Source organism: Methylocystis iwaonis, from assembly GCF_027925385.1.
Taxonomy (GTDB): Bacteria; Pseudomonadota; Alphaproteobacteria; order Rhizobiales; family Beijerinckiaceae; genus Methylocystis; species Methylocystis iwaonis.
In genome coordinates this window covers 3456552-3475521 of sequence record NZ_AP027142.1, presented here as the reverse complement: position 1 = coordinate 3475521, position 18970 = coordinate 3456552, and the positions used below count along the sequence as shown (strand labels likewise).

Annotated in this window: 15 protein-coding genes; 10 read left to right on the top strand and 5 right to left on the bottom strand. The window is 62.6% G+C overall.

The window, feature by feature from the left end:
• Positions 1-117 precede the first annotated feature (117 nt).
• Positions 118-549: a redox-sensitive transcriptional activator SoxR gene (gene soxR, locus QMG84_RS16530; protein WP_281929262.1), complete on the bottom strand. Its 432-nt coding sequence runs from the start codon at positions 547-549 to the stop codon at positions 118-120.
• 190 nt (positions 550-739) lie between these two features.
• Here soxR and QMG84_RS16525 point away from each other — a divergent pair, with 190 nt between their 5' ends.
• From QMG84_RS16525 to QMG84_RS16500, 6 genes are all read left to right on the top strand, one after another.
• Positions 740-1468, top strand: coding sequence for an SDR family oxidoreductase (locus QMG84_RS16525; protein WP_281929260.1), 729 nt, complete (start codon positions 740-742; stop codon positions 1466-1468).
• Between the two features lie 417 nt (positions 1469-1885).
• Positions 1886-3196, top strand: coding sequence for a family 1 glycosylhydrolase (locus QMG84_RS16520; RefSeq protein WP_281929259.1), 1311 nt, complete (start codon positions 1886-1888; stop codon positions 3194-3196).
• 48 nt (positions 3197-3244) lie between these two features.
• Positions 3245-4513 (top strand): glycoside hydrolase family 1 protein, encoded by a 1269-nt coding sequence (locus QMG84_RS16515; RefSeq protein WP_281929257.1) that lies wholly within the window; start codon positions 3245-3247, stop codon positions 4511-4513.
• A 233-nt stretch (positions 4514-4746) separates the two neighbouring features.
• Positions 4747-5208 carry a cold-shock protein gene (locus tag QMG84_RS16510; RefSeq protein WP_281929256.1) on the top strand — a complete coding sequence of 154 codons (462 nt, stop codon included), beginning with the start codon at positions 4747-4749 and terminating at the stop codon, positions 5206-5208.
• Positions 5209-5300: 92 nt separating this feature from the next.
• A complete protein-coding gene (locus tag QMG84_RS16505) occupies positions 5301-8180 on the top strand; it encodes an AMP-binding protein (protein WP_281929254.1) in 2880 nt (959 codons plus the stop codon).
• A gap of 162 nt (positions 8181-8342) precedes the next feature.
• Positions 8343-9164 (top strand): DUF1217 domain-containing protein, encoded by an 822-nt coding sequence (locus QMG84_RS16500; protein WP_281929253.1) that lies wholly within the window; start codon positions 8343-8345, stop codon positions 9162-9164.
• A 173-nt stretch (positions 9165-9337) separates the two neighbouring features.
• Here the strand turns inward: QMG84_RS16500 and QMG84_RS16495 are convergent, their stop codons facing one another.
• From QMG84_RS16495 to QMG84_RS16480, 4 genes are all read right to left on the bottom strand, one after another.
• Entirely contained in the window at positions 9338-9697 is a 360-nt protein-coding gene (locus tag QMG84_RS16495; RefSeq protein WP_281929251.1) for a hypothetical protein, read from the bottom strand.
• 296 nt (positions 9698-9993) lie between these two features.
• Entirely contained in the window at positions 9994-12447 is a 2454-nt protein-coding gene (gene ppsA, locus QMG84_RS16490; protein ID WP_281929250.1) for a phosphoenolpyruvate synthase, read from the bottom strand.
• 110 nt (positions 12448-12557) lie between these two features.
• Entirely contained in the window at positions 12558-13214 is a 657-nt protein-coding gene (locus tag QMG84_RS16485; RefSeq protein ID WP_281929248.1) for a phosphoribosyltransferase, read from the bottom strand.
• 16 nt (positions 13215-13230) lie between these two features.
• Positions 13231-14259, bottom strand: coding sequence for a hypothetical protein (locus QMG84_RS16480; protein ID WP_281929246.1), 1029 nt, complete (start codon positions 14257-14259; stop codon positions 13231-13233).
• Positions 14260-14319: 60 nt separating this feature from the next.
• Between QMG84_RS16480 and QMG84_RS16475 the strand changes: the two genes are divergently transcribed.
• The 4 genes from QMG84_RS16475 (at position 14320) to QMG84_RS16460 (ending at position 18918) form a co-directional block, all read left to right on the top strand.
• Positions 14320-15378, top strand: coding sequence for an alpha/beta fold hydrolase (locus tag QMG84_RS16475; protein ID WP_281929245.1), 1059 nt, complete (start codon positions 14320-14322; stop codon positions 15376-15378).
• An 8-nt stretch (positions 15379-15386) separates the two neighbouring features.
• On the top strand, positions 15387-16379 hold the full coding sequence (locus QMG84_RS16470) for a ribose-phosphate diphosphokinase (protein ID WP_281929243.1): 993 nt from the start codon (positions 15387-15389) through the stop codon (positions 16377-16379).
• A gap of 62 nt (positions 16380-16441) precedes the next feature.
• Positions 16442-18247: a PHA/PHB synthase family protein gene (locus QMG84_RS16465; RefSeq protein ID WP_281929242.1), complete on the top strand. Its 1806-nt coding sequence runs from the start codon at positions 16442-16444 to the stop codon at positions 18245-18247.
• 173 nt (positions 18248-18420) lie between these two features.
• Complete coding sequence (locus QMG84_RS16460; protein ID WP_281929241.1) at positions 18421-18918, top strand: bactofilin family protein; 498 nt, start codon at positions 18421-18423, stop codon at positions 18916-18918.
• The last annotated feature ends 52 nt before the right edge of the window (positions 18919-18970 follow it).

The following is an 18970-nucleotide window of genomic DNA, read 5'->3' as shown; positions in this document are numbered from 1 at the left end:
CCCCTGACTTGGCTGCATCGCTGACTGGCTGGCGATGATGAAGCGAATGAGAATTGAAATCGCCGGTACGAAAAGCCAAGACGAGCCGCCAAGACGGCATCGACCTTGTCTTGCGAGTCATGCCTGATCGCGCTGCAACAGCACTGGCCCCGAGCCGGTGGCGCCTAACTCGTCGGAGGGATTACGTAGCGGACAATCCTCTAGCGACAGGCATCCACACCCGATGCAGCCATCCAGATGGTCGCGCAATCGGGTCAGTCCGTCGATGCGAGCCTGCAAGGACTGCCGCCAGTTGCCGACCATCTCACGGACAGCAGCGGCTGTAGGTTGTTTTCCGGCTGGTATCGGCTTCAGAAGGGCAGTGATTTCCGCCAACGGCAGCCCCAGGTGCTGCGCCACTCGGATAATGGCGATCCGACGCAGAATATCCCTCGAAAAGCGCCGCTGATTGCCGCGGCTGCGGGTTGCCGCGATGAGCCCCTTGGCCTCGTAAAAATGCAAAGTCGAAACGGCGACGCCGCTCCGTTGCGCCACTTCGCCCACTGTCATTTGCTGGGGCGGTGTCCCACGTCTGTCCAATGCGAAAAACCCTTGACCTCAACCATGCTTGAGGTTTTATACAAGGTGTCCGCTTGCCTATGCAAGCCCTTCAGCCAAGCTCGGCCGAAGTGTCTCCTGCGTCGACGGCCGTGTTCGCGTGGAGGACCGGCGTGACGCTTGCACATATGGGACGGACATAATGGGGACAACAGAGATTATCGTCTTGGTCAGCGGCGCGAACCGCGGCATCGGGCTCGCCATTGCAACCGGGCTGGCCCGTCATAAAGGCGTGAATGTGCTGCTTGGGTGCCGCGATCTCGACCGAGGCAAAGAGGCGAGTATCCCGCTGCAGGCGGAGGGGCTACGCGTCAGGCCGGTGCAACTGGACACTACGGACGAAGACAGCGTATTGGCGCTTACTGACTTGATCGAAAGAGAATACGGCCGACTGGACGCTCTGGTCAACAACGCCGGTATTGGGTTGGATTATCACCCGACGTTGTCCGTCGCCGAACAGATGAGGCAGACCTTGGAGGTTAACGTCGTCGGCGTCTTACGACTCACAGAAGCGATGGCGCCGTTCCTGGCGAAATCTAACCGTCCGCGCATCGTCAACGTATCGTCGGAACTGAGTTCGTTCGGAATGCGCGCGGATCCGAACTGGGCTTATAGCGCCATCAAGCTTCCCACCTATGCGGCATCTAAGGCGGCGCTGAACTCGCTGACCGTCAGCTATGCCGACCAACTGAGAGATAAAGGGTTCAAGGTAAACGCCATTTGCCCGGGCTACACGGCGACCGAGGCGACCAATTTTTCAGGGACACGCACGCCCGAACAGGCGGCCGTCATTGCCGTCAACTTCGCGTTGCTCGACGAGGAGGGACCCAATGGTATTTTCGTCAATGAAGCACGAGAACTGCCTTGGTAAGGTGAGCTGAAATCAAGCGCAAAATTAGCCCGTGGGCGTCGATTCGCAGACAGGATCGTGGTGCGTCGGAGACGAAGTAACCCGGTCCGTCTGTACGGCCGCTGCTATAGGCCACGTTTATGTGGCAATTCCTCGTCTGCACTGGGTAGACGCCGCAACCTCCGGACCGGAAAAATTCTCGTCGCAAACAGAGCTGGCGAGGCCCGCCCGTACAGGAACAAAAACCTTCTGGATGCGTTGTTGGGCTTTACCGAGACGATCTGCGACCGTAACCGACTCGGGCGCAACGCATGAAGGGAACACAATGCCTTTCGCGCAGAGATCGAGCGCCCGGCGACCCCTATCGTTCACGCCTGCGGCGGCGGCGCCGCTTACGCGCGGGGCCGGCGGCGAGCCCCATTCGGGTCGCGGTTGATCATGCTTCCCGGCGCGTCCGACATCGGGCGACTTACCTCGCCCGACGCATTTTTATGGGCGGTGGGAATCGAAGACACTTTCATAACGGCTCCGCATCGCGGAACTGGGCGGACGCTGGACGAATATGAGCTGACCGACCATTACGGCCGGTGGCGCGAAGACATCGGCCTGATGGCGCAACTGGGCGCGCCTTGCGCGCGCTACGGCGTTCCCTGGCATCGCATCCAACCTGCGCCCAATGTCTGGCAATGGGATTTCGTCGACGCCGCGCTGGAGCGGATGCTCTCGCTAAAGATCGATCCGATCGTCGATCTCGTCCATTACGGCCTGCCGGCCTGGATCGACCAGGCTTTTCTCAACCCGGATTACCCACATTACGTCGCCGAATACGCCACGCGACTGGCGGAGCGGTTCCGTGGGCGCGTGCGGTGGTACACGCCGCTGAACGAGCCGCGCATCACCGCTTGGTATTGCGGCCGGCTCGGCTGGTGGCCGCCCTATCAGCGAAGCTGGCGCGGATTTGTCGCGCTCATGCTCGCGATCTGCCAAGGCATAGTGGAGACGGTGCGGGCGCTACGCCGGGTCGATCCCGAAATCACGCCCTTCCATGTGGACGCCACGGATGTCTTCGAGACCGACGATCCAGCGCTCGCGGCGGAGGCCGCCCGGCGTCAGGAACTCGTCTTTCTTGCGCTCGACCTTATCAGCGGGCGGGTCAATCCGGGGCACGCGCTTTGGAATTGGCTGCGCAGCAATGGGGCGGATGAGAAGCGGCTCGAAAGCTTTGCGCGTGAGCCGCTGGAATTGCCGATCATCGGCGTCAATCTCTATCCGATCTTCACCAAGAAACGGATTCTGCGCGACCACGAAGGGCGGCTGCGGATCAGAATGCCCTATGCCTCCGGCGATCTGGTCGAGAAGATCGGACATATGTATTTCGAGCGCTACGGCGTTCCGTTGATGATCTCCGAGACGGCGGACAAGGGTTCGGTCGAGCGGCGGCTCGAATGGCTGCGCCGCTCCGTCGCCGCGGTGGGCGCGCTGCGCGCGCAGGGAATTCCTATGATCGGTTATACTTGGTGGCCGATGTTCGCGCTGGTGACCTGGGCCTATCGCCAGGGCCTGCGGCCGTTGCACGACCATCTCTTGCAAATGGGCCTCTGGGATCTCGATCCAGATCCCAAAAGGCGTCTGGCGCGGATCGAAACCCCGCTCGTCGACGCTTATCGCGGCCTCGTGTCCGGCGGCGCCGCGGCAGTGGGACGCCTCGCGACGGCCGAGGCTTCCGTCGATCGCCTGCGCGCCGGATAGCGCGCATTTCGCCTCCTCTTTGGCCAATAATGAATGCGGAGGAAAATTATGTTTCGCAGCTTCTTTCTTGCCGGCTTCGAGGGCTCGACCGGCTACAACCGGCATGGCGAATGGTTCGATCACGTGGCCGCGACCGGCCATGACGCCATGGCGGACGAGGATTACCGCGACATCGCCGGGGTCGGCCTTCACGCGGTCCGGGAAACGGTTCGCTGGCCGCTTGTCGATATTGCCGGACGCCACGACTTTTCCACTGTGAAGCCCTTCATCGAGGCGGCGAAGCGTCACCATGTGGAAGTGATCTGGGATCTCTTCCACTACGGCTTTCCCGACGACCTCGATCTCTGGTCGAATGCTTTGCCCCGGCGCTTTGCGGCTTACTGCTACGCCTTCGCGCGCTATGTCGCCGCGCATATGGACGGCCCTCATGTTTTCACCCCGGTAAACGAACCGTCGTTCATGTCTTATGCGGCGGGCGAGAAGGGCTTGTTCGCGCCGCATGCGACGGGCCGCGGCTTCGAGCTCAAGGTCGCCCTCGCGCGCGCGGCGATCGCGGGCATAGACGCCATTCGCGCTGCTTGCCCGACTGCGCGTTTCGTCAATGTCGATCCGCTCTGCCGCGTGGTCGCGCCCCCCGACCGGCCCGATCTTGCGGCGCAAGCCCATCATTTCAACGAAGCGCTGGTGTTCCAATCCTGGGACATGCTTTGCGGGCGGCTGCTGCCGGAATTGGGCGGCAGTCCAGACCATCTCGATGTCGTCGGGATCAATTATTATTGGACCAATCAATGGGCGCTCGATGGCCTCCCAAATGCGCAAGGGGTTATCCCGCCGCTTGCCGACGACGATCCGCGCCGCGCGCCGCTCGCCGATCTCATCCGCGCGGTTTGCAAGCGCTATGGCCGCGATGTGATGATCACGGAAACGAGCCACGTCGGCGACAATCGCGGACCATGGCTGCTTGAGGTCGCGGCTGCGTGCGAGACGCTGCTTTGCGAAGGCGCGCCGCTGCGCGGCGTATGTCTCTACCCTATTCTCGGCATGCCCGAATGGCATGATCGAAACATCTGGACGCCGATGGGCTTGTGGGATCCGATGCATCGTCACGATCCCTGCGCCGGGCGCCTTTTATGCGAGCCCATGCTGCATGCGCTTCGTTCGGCGCAGAAGACTGTCACGCCACGCTGGCAGCCGCTGCGGCGAACAGAGACGTTGGCGCAAAGACGCGGGCGCCCCGCGTCACGACTAAATGCGCACACTGTCGCCAGTGATCGCGAACGGAGCGAATTTAAAAGGCGGCGAAGCTGGCGATGGTGAAGCGCTGCTTCCGGTCGTCAGTCTAACAAAATGTCGCAGCCGCAAGGCTGGCTCATGTCCGGCTCGGACCTAGATGCTCACAACGGGGCGGGCCGCGGCCGCCCTAGCCCTAGCAGGGAGCCGGGAGCATGGAGACAACGCCTCAAATCGATTTTCAGGGCATGGAGCCATCGCCTGTTTACCGTCAGCAAATATTGGAACACATCCAGCGACTCGAGGATAAATTCGGGCGGATGACAGCCTGCCGTGTCGTGGTCGAGGCGCCGAGCGGGCGCCATCGCACCGGCGGTCTTTACGAGGTTCATATTTACCTGGCCCTGCCGGACGAGCGGGAGGTCGCCGTCGACCGCACCCCGCATCTCGACGAGCGTTTTCAGCGCTTCGAATTTGCCCTCAACGACGCCTTCAGCCGCGCCGGACGCCAGCTACAGGATCAAGTCGGGCAAATGCGCGGGAAAGTGAAGCATCACGAGGAGGCGCCGACAGGTGTCGTGAAACGGCTGATGCGCGAGGACGGCTACGGTTTTCTCGAGAGCGTCGATGGTCGCGAAATCTATTTCCACCGCAATAGCGTGAGGGAGCCGGGTTACGACCATCTGGAGCTCGGCGTGCGCGTGAACTTCGTCGAAGAGGAGGGCGCGCAGGGGCCGCAGGCCAGCCGCGTCATGCCGATCGCCGAAAAGGCGCCGGAATAGCGCGCGTTCTTATCGAAAAACGCCCTGAACTTTTCAGGAAGTCGCTCTAGCTAACGAAAGAACGAGGTCCCGTTTCAGGCGCTGCGCCGCTTATGGACATGAACGCAAATGCGCGATCTGACGCCCCCTCGGGCGGGCCGTCGCGCGAGGTCGCCCTCATCGCTTTGCTGGAAGAGCTTTCGCATGAGCTGCGCCCGAAGCAGAGCCAGCCTTTCGGCGTTCGAGCGGCGAGCAGACTCGAACAGGATCTCGGCATAGATAGCCTGGCGCGAACGGAGCTGAGTGCGCGCATCGAGCGGCGCTTCGGCGTTCGCTTAGCCTTCGACGCCGTCAGCCAGGCCGAGACGGTCGGCGATCTGCTTGCGGCGCTCGAACTTGCGCCAGCGACTGGGGCGGGCGCCGAACCGAGCGCGGTCGCGGCGGCGCCGCCCTTGCCGAGCGCAGCGACGCCAACGACCGCGCGTACGCTGATCGAGGCGCTCGAATGGCATGTCGCGCATCATCCGGAGCGGCGCCATCTCAGCGTGCTGGAGGATGACCGCAAAATCATCGGCGAGCTGACTTATGGACAGCTCGCGTTGCAGGCGCGCCGTGTTGCGGCTGGCCTCGTTGAGCGGGATATCGTGCCCGGCGACCGGGTCGCGATCATGCTTCCGACAGGGCTCGATTTCTTCACGGTGTTCTTTGGTATCTTGTATGCGGGCGCGACGCCGGTTCCGATCTATCCGCCGATGCGGCTGTCGCAGATCGAGGATCATCTGCAACGGCAGGCCGGGATTCTGCGCAACGCCGGCGCGCGTATTCTCGTCACCATGCCCGAGGGGCTGCGCCTTGCGCAGCTCTTGCGCGCACAGGTCGAGAGTCTCGATTCCATCGAAAGCGCCGCAAGCCTTTCAGCCGCCGAGGACGTCGCCTTGCCTACGTCGCGCGACGAGAAATCCATCGCGCTGATCCAATACACGTCCGGCAGCACCGGCGATCCCAAAGGCGTCGTGCTCAGCCACGCCAATCTGCTCGCCAATGTGAGAGCGATGGGCGCGGCGATCGGCGCAAGCTCCAAGGATGTGTTCGTGAGCTGGCTGCCGCTCTATCACGACATGGGGCTCATCGGCGCCTGGCTCGGCTCGCTTTATTTCGCCGCGCCGCTCTTTGTCATGTCGCCTCTGAGCTTCCTGGCGCGGCCCGCGAACTGGCTCTGGGCCTTGCATCGCTTTCGCGCGACTTTGAGCGCCTCGCCGAATTTCGGCTTCGAACTCTGCGTCGCCAAGGTGGATGAAGCGAGCCTTGCTGGACTCGATCTTAGTTCCTTGCGCATGGTCGCCAATGGCGCCGAGCCGGTGAGCGTCTATACGCTCCGGCGCTTTTGCGAGAAATTCCGCCGCTTCGGCTTCAGGGAAGAGGCGATGGCGCCCGTCTATGGCCTTGCCGAAAACGCCGTCGGCCTCGCCTTTCCGCCGACCGGCCGTCGCCCTGTGATCGACCGCATCGAGCGGGACGCCCTGACGCACCGCGGCCTTGCAAAGCCGGCGCGCGAAGCGGACGCCAAGGCGATCGAACTCGCGGCCAGCGGCCAGCCCTTGCCGGGCAACGACATACGCATCGTCGACGAGGGCGGGCGCGAGCTGGGCGAGCGCCAGGAAGGGCGCCTCGAATTCCGCGGCCCTTCGGCGACGGCGGGTTATTTCATGAATGAGGCGAAGACCCGCGAGCTCATTCACAACGGGTGGCTCGACAGCGGCGACCGCGCCTATATCGCCAATGGCGACGTGTTCATCACCGGGCGGATCAAGGACATTATCATCCGCGCCGGCCAGCATCTCTATCCGCAGGAGATCGAGGAGGCCGTTGCGCGCATCCCCGGGATTCGCAAAGGCTGCGTCGCCGTCTTCGGCGCCGCTGATCCGCGTTCGGGAACCGAGCGCGTCGTCGTGCTCGCCGAAACCGCCGAAACCGACCCATCGGCGCGCGCAGGGCTCGAAACAAAGGTGCAGGAGGTCACGACGGACATCAGCGGGACGATCGCCGACGAGATCGTGCTGGCGCCGCCGCGCAGCGTTCCGAAGACGTCGAGCGGCAAAATTCGCAGAAGCGCCGCCAAGGCTCTTTACGAGCGCGGCGCCGTCGGGGGGGCGCAGCAGCCAGTATGGCGGCAATTTTTACACCTGGCGCTCGCGGGTCTCGGTCCGCAATTGCGCCGTTCCCTGAGTTTCGTCGGCGGCGGCCTTTATGCGGTCTGGTGGTGGCTGGTTATCGGTTCGAGCTATGCGGCCGCTTGGTTGGGCGTGATGGCGCTTCCGGGGCTGGGACGACGTTGGGCTTTCGTGCGACGCCTCGCCAATGGCGCGCTCGCCGCGTTGCGCGTTCCCATCTCCGCGAGCGGGCTGGAAAATATTCCGAACGGCAACGCCATGCTCGTCTTCAACCATTCGAGCTACGCCGACGCCATTCTCCTTACCGCCATATTGCCGGGCGCGCCGGCTTTCGTCGCCAAAAAGGAGCTGGCGCGGCAGATGTTCGCCGGACCATTCCTGCGTCGCCTCGGGGTGCAATTTGTCGACCGTTACGATGTCGCGAGCAGCCTCGGCGACATCGACGCGCTCATCGCGGCGGCGCGGGGAGGCCGCAATCTGGTTTACTTCCCCGAGGGGACATTCACGCGCCGGGCGGGACTTTCAGGCTTCTATCTCGGCGCCTTCAAAACCGCCGCGGAGGCGGGCCTCGCCGTCGTCCCAGGCGCATTGCGCGGAACGCGCTCCATGCTGCGCGGCGAGCAATGGTTTCCAAGGTGGGCGCCGCTCGGCGTCACGATCGGAAAACCCATAAGCCCCGCCGAAAAGGATTTCGCTTCCTTGCTGAAGCTGCGCGACGCGGCGAGACGCGCAATATTGGCGAATTGCGGCGAGCCCGATCTGGATGAACTCGTCAAGCCGCCCGCGCCCGGCCTCGCAGACAAGCCGAGCGCGACCTCGTGAGACGCCGCCGATCTTGCGATGCAAGGCTTGCGGCGATGCGCGCAATCTCCGTGTTGCCGATAAGGTTTTGGCAAGCCTTCTGGGCTAAGTTGATTCGGTAGAATCGGCGCGCCGCTCGAAGATGAATTTCGACCCCCGCCTCGTCTTCCCCGGAGCCCAAAAGTGTCGACGATTTCCAGCTATCAGCAGATCTCGAAAAATTTGAGCAAGTGGCAGGCGATAGAGGCCAAAAAGCCTGAGGTCTCGACAGCGAACAAATACTTCCAAGAGAATATCGGAAAGGTAAAAAACGCGGATGATTTGATCAAAAATCCGCGCCTCTTCAACTACGCGATGTCAGCTTTTGGGCTGGGCGACCGGACCTACGCCAAGGGCCTCATGAAGCAGGTCTTGCAGCAGGGGGTGACAAGCAGCAAGGCGCTCGCAAACAAGCTCAACGATCCTAATATTCAGGCATTCGCCAAGGCTTTCGACTTCGCCGCCAAAGGCGCCGATACGACCAAGTCGTCCACGCTCGTTTCCAGCGTCGTCAACCGCTACACGGAAAATGCGCTGGAGACGGATCAGGGCCAGCAAAATCCGGGCGTCCAACTGGCGCTCTATTTCAAGCAACATGCGCCGAGCATCACCAGCGCCTATGGCATACTCGCCGATAAAAACATCTTGACCGTGGTGCAAACCGCCCTTGGCATTTCGCCGCTCACAAAGGCGCAGCCCGTCGACACGCAATATCGGCTCTTGAACCAAAAGCTGAACATCAAGGATTTCCAGGACCCCAAAAAGCTCGAAGCCTTCATCTCGCGCTTCGCCGCCATGTACGACTCCAACAGCGTCGACCCGACGAGCGCGTCCTATACGGGGGCGGGCGCGGCGAATGCGATCCTGCTCGGCGCCTCGGTGGCGGGCACGGATGGCGTTATCGGGGTTGACCAGAGTCTTCTTCTGCAAATAGCCGGCAAGCGCACGTCCGCATATTTCGCGTGATCACACGAGGTCGCGCCGGGCCAATGATCGGAAAAGGCCATTGCCGCCAATCCGCCAACGGCCTGCCTTGTAATCGCCCGATCAGGCGTTAACTCTCCAATGCGCCGGCGGCTTGGTCCGCTGGAGAAAAACGGCCCGAGCGCGAAGGTACCGCCGGGCCGTTTTTCGCGATGTCAACGCCAGTGGCCGCGCCCGCCGAAGCCGTGATGCCAGCCGCCGCCATGCCCGCCACGCCAGCCATAACCGTAATGGCGGTAGTGAGGATGGCGCCATCCGTAGTGGTAGCCATAGGGACGGCGCCAGCCGTAACGATAAGCGCCGTAATAGGGGCGCCTATAGCCGTAATAAGGGCCAGTCGCTCTCCACCAGCAATGGCCATAGGCATTGCACACGCGCACGGCGGCCACATCCTCGATCTGCGGCGCCGGGGCGAGATCGACATTGGCGATCGGCATCGCCGACGCCGCGCTCGGCGCCATGGCGGCGGCCCCACAAGCGAACGCCGCCGCGACAGCAAATTTGACAGGGTTCATGCCAGACATCCTTCCACTGCGGCTACACCGCTGAACGCGCCATTGCGAAGGCTTGGCGAGGGCGCCATCCAGGGCCGCAAGGCCGCTCTGGATGGCGTCGCTTCGCTCACAATGACCCGCAGCATTTAAGCGCCGGGTACGAGCGTCGCGTTCGACGAAGGCGACGAACGGAACCTGTCGCTGGCGGCCTGTCTTTCAAGCCCTAGCGCGCTTTCCGCTCGCATGGAATCATGCGAGCGATGAGAAAGCGCGCAGGTTCAAAAAGCTGGAGCGCATCAGCTTTTGCAGAATGCGCTCTAGCGCGCTTTTGGCGCGCGCCCGAGTGTTTTTTCGACGTCGACGATACGCGTCGTTGTCCGCAGGATGGTGTCGGGGTTCAGGCTGATCGAATCGATGCCGAGGCGCACCAGAAACTCCGCCATCTCAGGATAGTCCGACGGCGCCTGGCCGCAGATGCCGCAATGACGCCCGTTGCGTTGCGCGCCCTCGACCGCCATGCGGATGATCGTCTTCACGCCCTCGTCGCGTTCGTCGAAATCAAAAGCCACGATCTCCGAGTCACGATCAACGCCGAGCGTAAGCTGCGTGAGATCGTTCGATCCGATCGAGAATCCATCGAAATGTTTCGAGAATTCGTCGATCAGCATCACATTGTTGGGAATCTCGCACATCACGAAAATTTCGAGTCCGTCCTTGCCGCGCTCGAGGCCCAATTCGCTCATGAGCGCGATGACCTTCTGTGCTTCGTCGATGCGGCGGCAGAAGGGGATCATCAGTTTGACGTTCGTCAGACCGAGATCGTCGCGCACCCGCTTCATCGCCGCGCATTCCAGCGCAAAGCCCTCGCGATAGTTGGGGTGAGCGTAGCGCGACGCGCCGCGGAAACCGATCATCGGATTTTCCTCATGGCACTCGAAAACGCGCCCGCCCAGAAGCGAGGCATATTCGTTGCTCTTGAAGTCCGACATGCGCACGACCACGGGCTTGGGATAGAAAGCGGCGGCGATGGTCGCGACGCCTTCCGAGAGGCGCTCGACGAAGAATGTGCTTGGGCTCTCATATTGCGCCGTCAGCCGTTCGATTTCGGCACGCTCCTTTGCGTCGAGGCGTTCGGGGTGGATGAGCGCCATCGGATGCGCCTTGATCGACTCGGCGATGATGAACTCCATGCGCGCAAGCCCGACGCCGTCATTGGGCAGCGCCGAAATGCCGAAGGCGATATCGGGGTTGCCGACATTCATCATCACATGCGTCGCCGGCCGCGCCAGATTGGCGAGATCCGTTTTCACCACCTCGAAATCGATTTCGCCCTCATAGACCTTGCCGACGTCTCCCTCGGCGCAGCTCACGGCGATAAGGTCGCCGGTGCGGATGACATGCGTCGCCCGATCCGTGCCCACGATGGCTGGAATGCCGAGCTCGCGCGCGACGATCGCCGCATGGCAGGTGCGTCCGCCGCGATTGGTGACGATGGCGGCGGCCGATTTCATCACTGTGCCCCAATCGGGCGAGGTGGTGTCGGCGACGAGGATCTCGCCCGGCAAGAAGCTCGACAACTCGGTCGAATGCGCGATGACGCGGGCCTTGCCGAAAGCGATCTTGGCCCCGACGGCGCGGCCTTCGACTTTTGCCGCGCCATGCTTCTTGACCTTATATTCCTCGACGACATTGCGGTTGCGCCGCGACGCGACGGTCTCGGGCCGCGCCTGCACGATGTAGAGCTTGCCGTCGACGCCGTCCTTCGCCCATTCGATGTCCATCGGGCGATGTTCGCCCGCCTTGGCGCTGTAATGTTTCTCGATCTCGATCGCTTGGCCCGCGAGCGTCAGAACTTCGTCATCCGCGATGCAGAATTTCTCGCGCTCCTTGCGGTCGGTGGGGATGTTGCGCGTGGTGACGCGGCCGCCGCTGGAAAAGATCATCTTGATCTTCTTGGGGCCCAAAGTCCGTTTCAGCACGCCGCGCTTGCCTTGCGCATAGGTCGGCTTGAAGACATAGAATTCATCGGGATCGACCGCGCCCTGCACGACGTTTTCGCCGAGCCCATAGGCGCCTGTGATGAAGACGACGTCCTCGAAGCCGGTTTCCGTGTCGATCGTAAAAATCACGCCGGAGGCGGCGAGGTCCGAGCGCACCATCTTCATGACGGCGACGGAGTTGAACACTTTGAAATGATCGAAGCCATTGTCGATCCGGTAACGGATGGCGCGGTCTGTGAAGAGACTCGCAAAGCAATGGCGCACCGAGTCGAGTGTCGCCGCCTCGCCGTGAATGTTGAGATAGGTGTCGTGCTGGCCGGCAAAACTCGCGCTCGGCAAATCTTCCGCCGTCGCGGAAGAGCGCACCGCGACCGTCAGCTCCGCGCCATATTCTTCGGCCAGCCGCGCGAGCGCCGCGCGAATATCCGCTTCGACCTCCGCCGGCAGGCCGGCGCCATAGACGATTTCCCGCGCACGGGCGGCGCGGCGGGCGAGATCGTCCACGTCGTCGGGATTCAAGCCTTGCAACGATTCCTTCAGCGCCGGCCAAGCGCCGGCGGCGTCGAGCGCATGCCGATAGGCTTCGGCGGTAACAGCAAAACCATTGGGAATGAGAAGCCCTTTCGCCGTCAGCTCGCGATACATCTCGCCGAGCGACGCATTCTTGCCGCCGACGAGCGGCACGTCGGCGATCCCGATCTGCGAAAAGAAACGGACATAACGGCCTGCCTCGGTCTTCCCCGACGCGCGTGTGTTTTTGGTCGGCTGCATGTCTTCCTTCCCTCTCATTGGGCGCTTCCAGCGCCTTATGTCAGTTGGATAGCGAGTCGATTTTGCGACATTCAGCCTAACGGGGCCTTGCCTGTTCGCCTTGGAGGCATTTAGCCGCGCGTCGCTTCGGCGCCATAGCGGTCGAGAAGGTCGATGACCTCATCGTCTTCCGTCTGGCTGAAATCGGCGTAGTAGCAGCCAACTCCCAGGAAATAGTCATGCGACTCCAGGCAGGTAATCTCGTCGGCCTCGGCGCGCAGCTCTCCGAGGCTCTCTGTCGGCGCCACCGGCACGGCGAGGATCAGCTTCTTCGGCGCGCGGGCGCGGACCGCCCGGAGCGCCGCGCGCGTCGTGGCGCCGGTCGCCACGCCGTCGTCGACGACGATCGCAACGCGTCCTTTCGCGTCAGCGCGTTCGCGCCCGCCAAGATAGAGGCGTCGGCGGCGTTCGATTTCCACAGTTTCATGGGAGACGGCGCGGTGGAACTGCGTTTCGGTCACGCCCGCGAGCGCGATGACGTCCTCGTTGCGCGCGACGACGAGCTCGCCGCCATCCGCGATGGCGCCCATCGCCAGCTCGGGCTGAAAGGGAACGCCTATCTTACGCACCAGCACGAGATCGAGCGGCGCGCCGAGCGCCTTGGCGATTTGCGCGGCGACAGGAACGCCGCCGCGCGGCAGAGCGAAGACCACAGTGTCCGGGCCCTTGAAGCGCTTGAGCGCTTCGGCAAGGCGCTGGCCGGCTTCTTGACGATCCTGGAACGGCAAATCCTCCTCCCTTCGATTAAAACCCGCCGTCGAGCGCCCGCGCAGCGAGACCAAGATAACGATTTGCGAGAGGGGCCCATTTCTCCGGGTGGCGCGGCGACGCATCCAGCAGGTGCGCGATGGAAAGGCGCGCGCGCAGCGCCGCGCGCCAGGCGGCGTAAAGCCAGATCAAGTCCCATGGCGGGACGGCCTCTTCCAAATGCGACGCAAGCGCCTCGATGAAGCGGCGCAACAAGTGGGGCGCGCCGAGTTGCGCGCATTCGACGCCCAGAAAGGCGACCTCGTCGAACGGATCGACCTGACGCAGCTCGGCGTTGAATTCGAGGCAATCGAAAATGACGACGGGCTCGGTGAGGCAAATATGTTCGGGGCGTAGATCGCCATGCCCATCGACGATGCGCCCCGCCGTGACGCGCGCTTCGAGCTGCGGGCGCTGGGCGGCGAGGCGCGCGTCGAGACGCTCGAGGATCTGCGGGGCGCCGTCGATCCCGGGATGCGTCAGCATTGCGCGATTGATGTCCTGCTCGGCAGCGAAGCGCGCGATATATTGCTCAGGCCGAATCTTGGAGCGCTCTGCGCGCCGGTAGAATTGCGCGAGCGTTTCGCAAACGGCCGTAATCTGTGAAACGCTTACGCCCCTGGTCTGGAGCAGAGAGTTGAGCATGAGCTCGCCCGGCAGGCGGCGCATCTCGACAAGCCAATCCACGATCTCGCCTGTATCGCCAAGCGACAGGCGATCACCGACTGCCGTGAGCGGCGCCACGTCGAGATAGACGTCTTCCGACAGGCGGCGGTTCAGGCGCAGCTCTTCGCGGCAATCGCGCTCGCGCGCCTCGATGGTGGAGAAGTCGAGGAAAGGATAGCGCACCGGTTTCTTCAGCTTGTAGGCGCGCGCGCCAGCAAGGAAGACATAGGACATATGCGTCTCGACCAGCTGGACCATGGCCGGCTTATGCGGATAGGCGGAGGGCGCGCAGAGAAAGCGCAGCTTGTCGCGAATTGAAAGCGCGCTCTCCGAAGCGCCTGGTTCGAGCTTTGCAACCATTCGCATTCCTGCCCGTTCATCACATATGATAGGCCGCCTTCGATCATGATGGAAAAGGCTATGGCCTGGGACATATGGACGCGAAATCCTTTCGCTTGGCCGCTCTTGACCATGGAGATATGGCGCCGCGCGCTGGAAGAGGCCGCTTTTCCGGCGCCGGCGCCGGGCGTCGGCCCCGAGTGGTGCACGCCCAATCGGCTCTTGCTCGAGCTCAATGGGCTTCGGCTGTGGGATTTTTCGGTTTCGGACGCAGGCGCGCCCGTGCTTATCGTCGCGCCTTATGCGCTTCATGACGCTCAGCTTGCGGATCTCGCGCCGGATCACAGCATTGTTCAAGCTTTGCTGCAAAATGGCTGTGAAAGGCTTTATCTCGCTGAATGGAAGTCGGCCACGTCCGAAACGCGGCTTGTCGGCATCGACGCTCAGCTTGCGGCGCTGAATGTTGCGGTCGACGACATCGGCGGGCCAGTCGATCTCATCGGCCCGTGCCAGGGTGGTTGGTTTTCCCTCGTCTATGCTGCGCGCTTTCCCCACAAAATCCGCCGTATCGTGGTCGCCGGCGCGCCAATCGATTTGCAGGCCGCATGTTCGGCCCTGTCCGAGCCAGTCGAAAAAACGACGAACCATGTGATCGATCGGCTGATCGAGAGCGGCGGCGGCATTGTGAAAGGCGAGCAGATGGCTCCGCTCTGGCCGCGAGAGGATTGCGAGGAGAGGCGACTCGTCGACTCGCTGCAGCTCCGGCCGCCTTTTTCGTCGCCTCCTGAACAGGCCGCCGTCGTCGCCTTCCAGCGTTGGGACAAACGCGTCGTCGATCTGCCGGGCCCCTACTACCGCGAAGTGTTCTGCCGTCTTTTCCGTGAGAATCTACTGGCGCGGGGCGCCTTTCCGGCCTTGGGCAAGGCGGCGAATATTTGCGCGCTCGACAAGCCCCTGTTTCTGCTCGTCGGCGAGCATGACACAATCGCGCCGCCGGGGCAGGCTCTGGCCGGCGCGGATCTTGTCGCAGGCGCGGTGGAGACGGCGATCGCGCCATGCGGCCATCTTGCGCTTTTCATGGGGCGCAGCACGATTGCAAATGAATGGCCGCGCATCGCATCCTGGCTCGTGGAGGCATAGGCGCCGTCATGGGGAAGCTCTCTCTCTTTGCGCAGGGCTCCAGCCGCGCTTTTGGCGAGGCCGTCGCGCGTAGGCTTGGCGTCGATCTCGCGCCGCTTGAAGACCGCGCATTCGAAGACGGCGAATATAAGCTGCGCCCGCTTACGAGCGTGCGCGGCCATGACGCCTATGCGCTCTTCAGCCTGCATGGCGAAGCAGGCGCAAGCAGCGCGGATAAACTCCTGAAGCTTCTGTTTTTCATCGGCGCGCTGAAAGATTCCGGAGCGGCGCGGGTGACGGCGGTCGCGCCTTATCTTTGCTTTTCGCGCAAGGACCGTCGCACCAAGCCGCGTGATCCCATCACGACACGCTACGTGGCGCAGCTCTTCGAGGCCATGCGGACAGACGCGGTGATGACCGTCGACGTCCACAATATCGCGGCTTTCGAGAACGCCTTTCGTTGCGAGACAATTCCGCTCGACGCTCATGCGCTTTTCGCGCGCCACTTCGAGCCTCTGATCGGCGAAGCGCCCGCCGCGGTCGTCTCTCCCGATCTCGGCGGCGAGAAACGCGCCGAATTGTTCCGCCAACGGCTGGAGGGCGTGCTGCGTCGCCCTGTCGCCAAGGCTTTCATGGATAAGACGCGCAGCGAAGGACGCGTTACGGGAGAGATTTTCGCGGGCGATGTCGACGGACGCGTCGCCATCATCCTGGACGATCTTATCGCGGGAGGCGGCACCGCGGCGCGGGCTGCGGCGGCATGTCGCACGCATGGCGCCGCGCGGGTTTTCGTCGCGGCGACGCACGGCGTCTTCGCCAAGGCCGCGGCGCAGACGCTGCGGGACGCGCCGATCGACGGCGTCGTCATTACAGACGCCGTTCCTTTGCATGGCGGCGATGCAACGGCGCAAGCGCTGGGAGAGCGCTTAACCATCGTTTCAATTGCCGATCTCTTCGCGCAAGCGATCAGGTGGCGTCATGAAAACGGCTCGATCACCGAGCTGCTGGCTGAGGGCCCTTAGCCTGACCTTCACGCATTTGCTATAATGCGGCGGCAGAGTAGGGTGGACGTAAAGGGCCAGCCATGGACCAGCCTGTTACAAAGCGTAGCTCGGATGCTCCCCGCGCTCTCGAGCGCCGTGCGCCGCCGCCGCTCATGTCGTTGACGCGGCCACAATCTTTCGAGACCGTCGACCGCGTCGCGCAGGCGACCATCGCGCGCTTTACCCAGGGCATTTCGCCGCATGCGCAAATCTCGGCCTGGATCGACTGGGCGGCGCATCTTGCACAGTCGCCGGGACGTCAACTCGAACTGACGATGGAGGCCTTTTCTTCGGCCGCGCGACTTGCCCATTTCGGCATGCATAATCTCGTCAGCGACAAGGCGGAGCGCCCCTTTGCGCCCGAGCCTTCCGACAGACGCTTCAACGATCCCGCCTGGGCGGCTTTTCCCTATCTCTTCTTCGAGCAAGCATTTCTGTCGCAGCAGCAATGGTGGCGCAAGGCGACGAGAGAGTTGCGCGGCATGCGGCCGAACAACGCCGCGCGCGTGTCTTTTCTCGCGACGAAATATATCGACGTCTTTTCGCCCTCGAACTTTCCCTGGCTCAATCCCGTCGTCATGGATCGAACCCAGCGGGAAGGCGGCGCCAATTTGCTGCGCGGGCTCGAATTTTTCATTCAGGATTTTCTCGACGTCGCGACGCAATCCGGCAATGGCGACAATGGCTATGAAATCGGTAAGGATGTTGTGGCGACGCCGGGCGAGGTGATCTTCCGCAATCATCTCATAGAGCTGATTCAATATCAGCCGACGACCGAAAATGTGGTGGCCGAGCCCATACTGATCGTTCCGGCCTGGATCATGAAATATTACGTTCTCGACCTTGCCGCGCATCATTCGCTTGTGCGCTATCTGGTCGAGCGCGGCTTCACCGTGTTCATGATCTCCTGGCGCAATCCGACGGCCAAGGACCGCGACGTCGAGTTCGACGACTATCGCACCTTCGGCGTCATGGAAGCGATCGAGGTCGTCAACGCTGTCTTGCCCGGACGCAAGATCCATGCGGCCGGCTATTGCCTCGGCGGAACGCTGCTCTCCATCGCGGCGGCGACAATGGCGCGTGACGGCGACGATCGGCTGGCGTCGATGACGCTTCTTGCTTCGCAAACCGACTTCAGCGAGCCCGGCGACCTCATGCTCTTCGTCGATGCGGCGCAGGTCGCGTTCCTCGAAGACATGATGTGGGATCAGGGCTATCTCGACACGCATCAAATGTCCGGCGTCTTCATGGCGCTGCGCTCCAACGAGCTCTTCTGGGCGCGGGCAATACAGGAATATTTCCTGGGCGAGAGAGATCACGCCACCGATCTCATGGCCTGGAGCGCGGATCAGACGCGCATGCCCTATCTCATGCATTCGCAATATTTGCGCGGTCTGTTTTTGGAAAACCGGCTGACCGCCGGGCGCTACGCCGTCAATGACGACGTCATCGCCTTGAAGGATATTTCCGTTCCCATGTTTGTTGTCGGCACGGAGACCGACCACATCTCGCCTTGGCGCTCCGTCTATAAGGTTCACCTCTTCACGGATAACGATCTGACCTTCGTGCTCACCAATGGCGGGCACAATGCCGGCATTGTTTCCGAGCCCGGCCATGAGGGGCGGCGTTATCATCTCGCCGTGCGCCCGCGAAACGACCGCTATGTCAGCGCCGAGCATTGGCGCGAACGCGCCAAGCTTTTTGAAGGCTCATGGTGGCCGGCCTGGGCCTCATGGCTGGAGCGGGAGAGCGCCAAGGAGCGCGTTGCTGCGCCCCAGATGGGCGCGCCGGAAAAAGGCTTCGTGCCACTCGAGCCCGCGCCGGGCAGATATGTTCATCAACACTGATCGAGGCGGCGGCCGCTCAAGCCTGCGCCGGGGTGTTTGTCTGAACATCGTTTATCCACACAAGTGTTGAAAAATGAAATGAAATCGACCCGCAAAAGCGCGAAAACGGATTAAGCTTGCGCCCGTAGCGAATCGTTCAAGCGAGCTGGGAATTGCGCGAAGAGGGGATCGACATGGCGACGTTCAGGCCGGAAGAGGAAGATTCCATCTATATCGGACAAGGCGCCGAGCTAACGGGCGCGATTAAGGCGCGCGGCAGCGTCGTGGTCGACGGTTCGTTCGATGGCGAGATCGATTGCCGACACCTTCTCGTTGGACCGACGGGCGTCGTCAAAGGCAAGATCGAGGCGTCGACCGCCGACATCTCCGGCTACGTCAACGCCGACATTGCCGCGCGAGATTTGCTGGCCGTCCGCGCCATGGGCCGCGTCGAAGGCAAATGGGACTGCGGCGCCATCGAGGTGACGCGTGGCGGCGTGCTGAACGGCGCAGCTCATGTGTCCGAGACCGAGAGCGGCCGGCGCGTGGTCGAGGAATTCCAGGAGACGAGAGTTGCGCTCATCGAGCGCGAAGAAGCGCCTCTGGCGCTCGAGCCGCCGCCCGAGCCCCGCAAGGTGACCAAGCTTCAACTCCGCTCGCCGCTGCGCTCGTCGCGCCGCTCGGTTGGGTGATAGTCACGTAACTTGGGGCCGGTGTCATTCCCGACGCTCGCGTAGCGAGCGA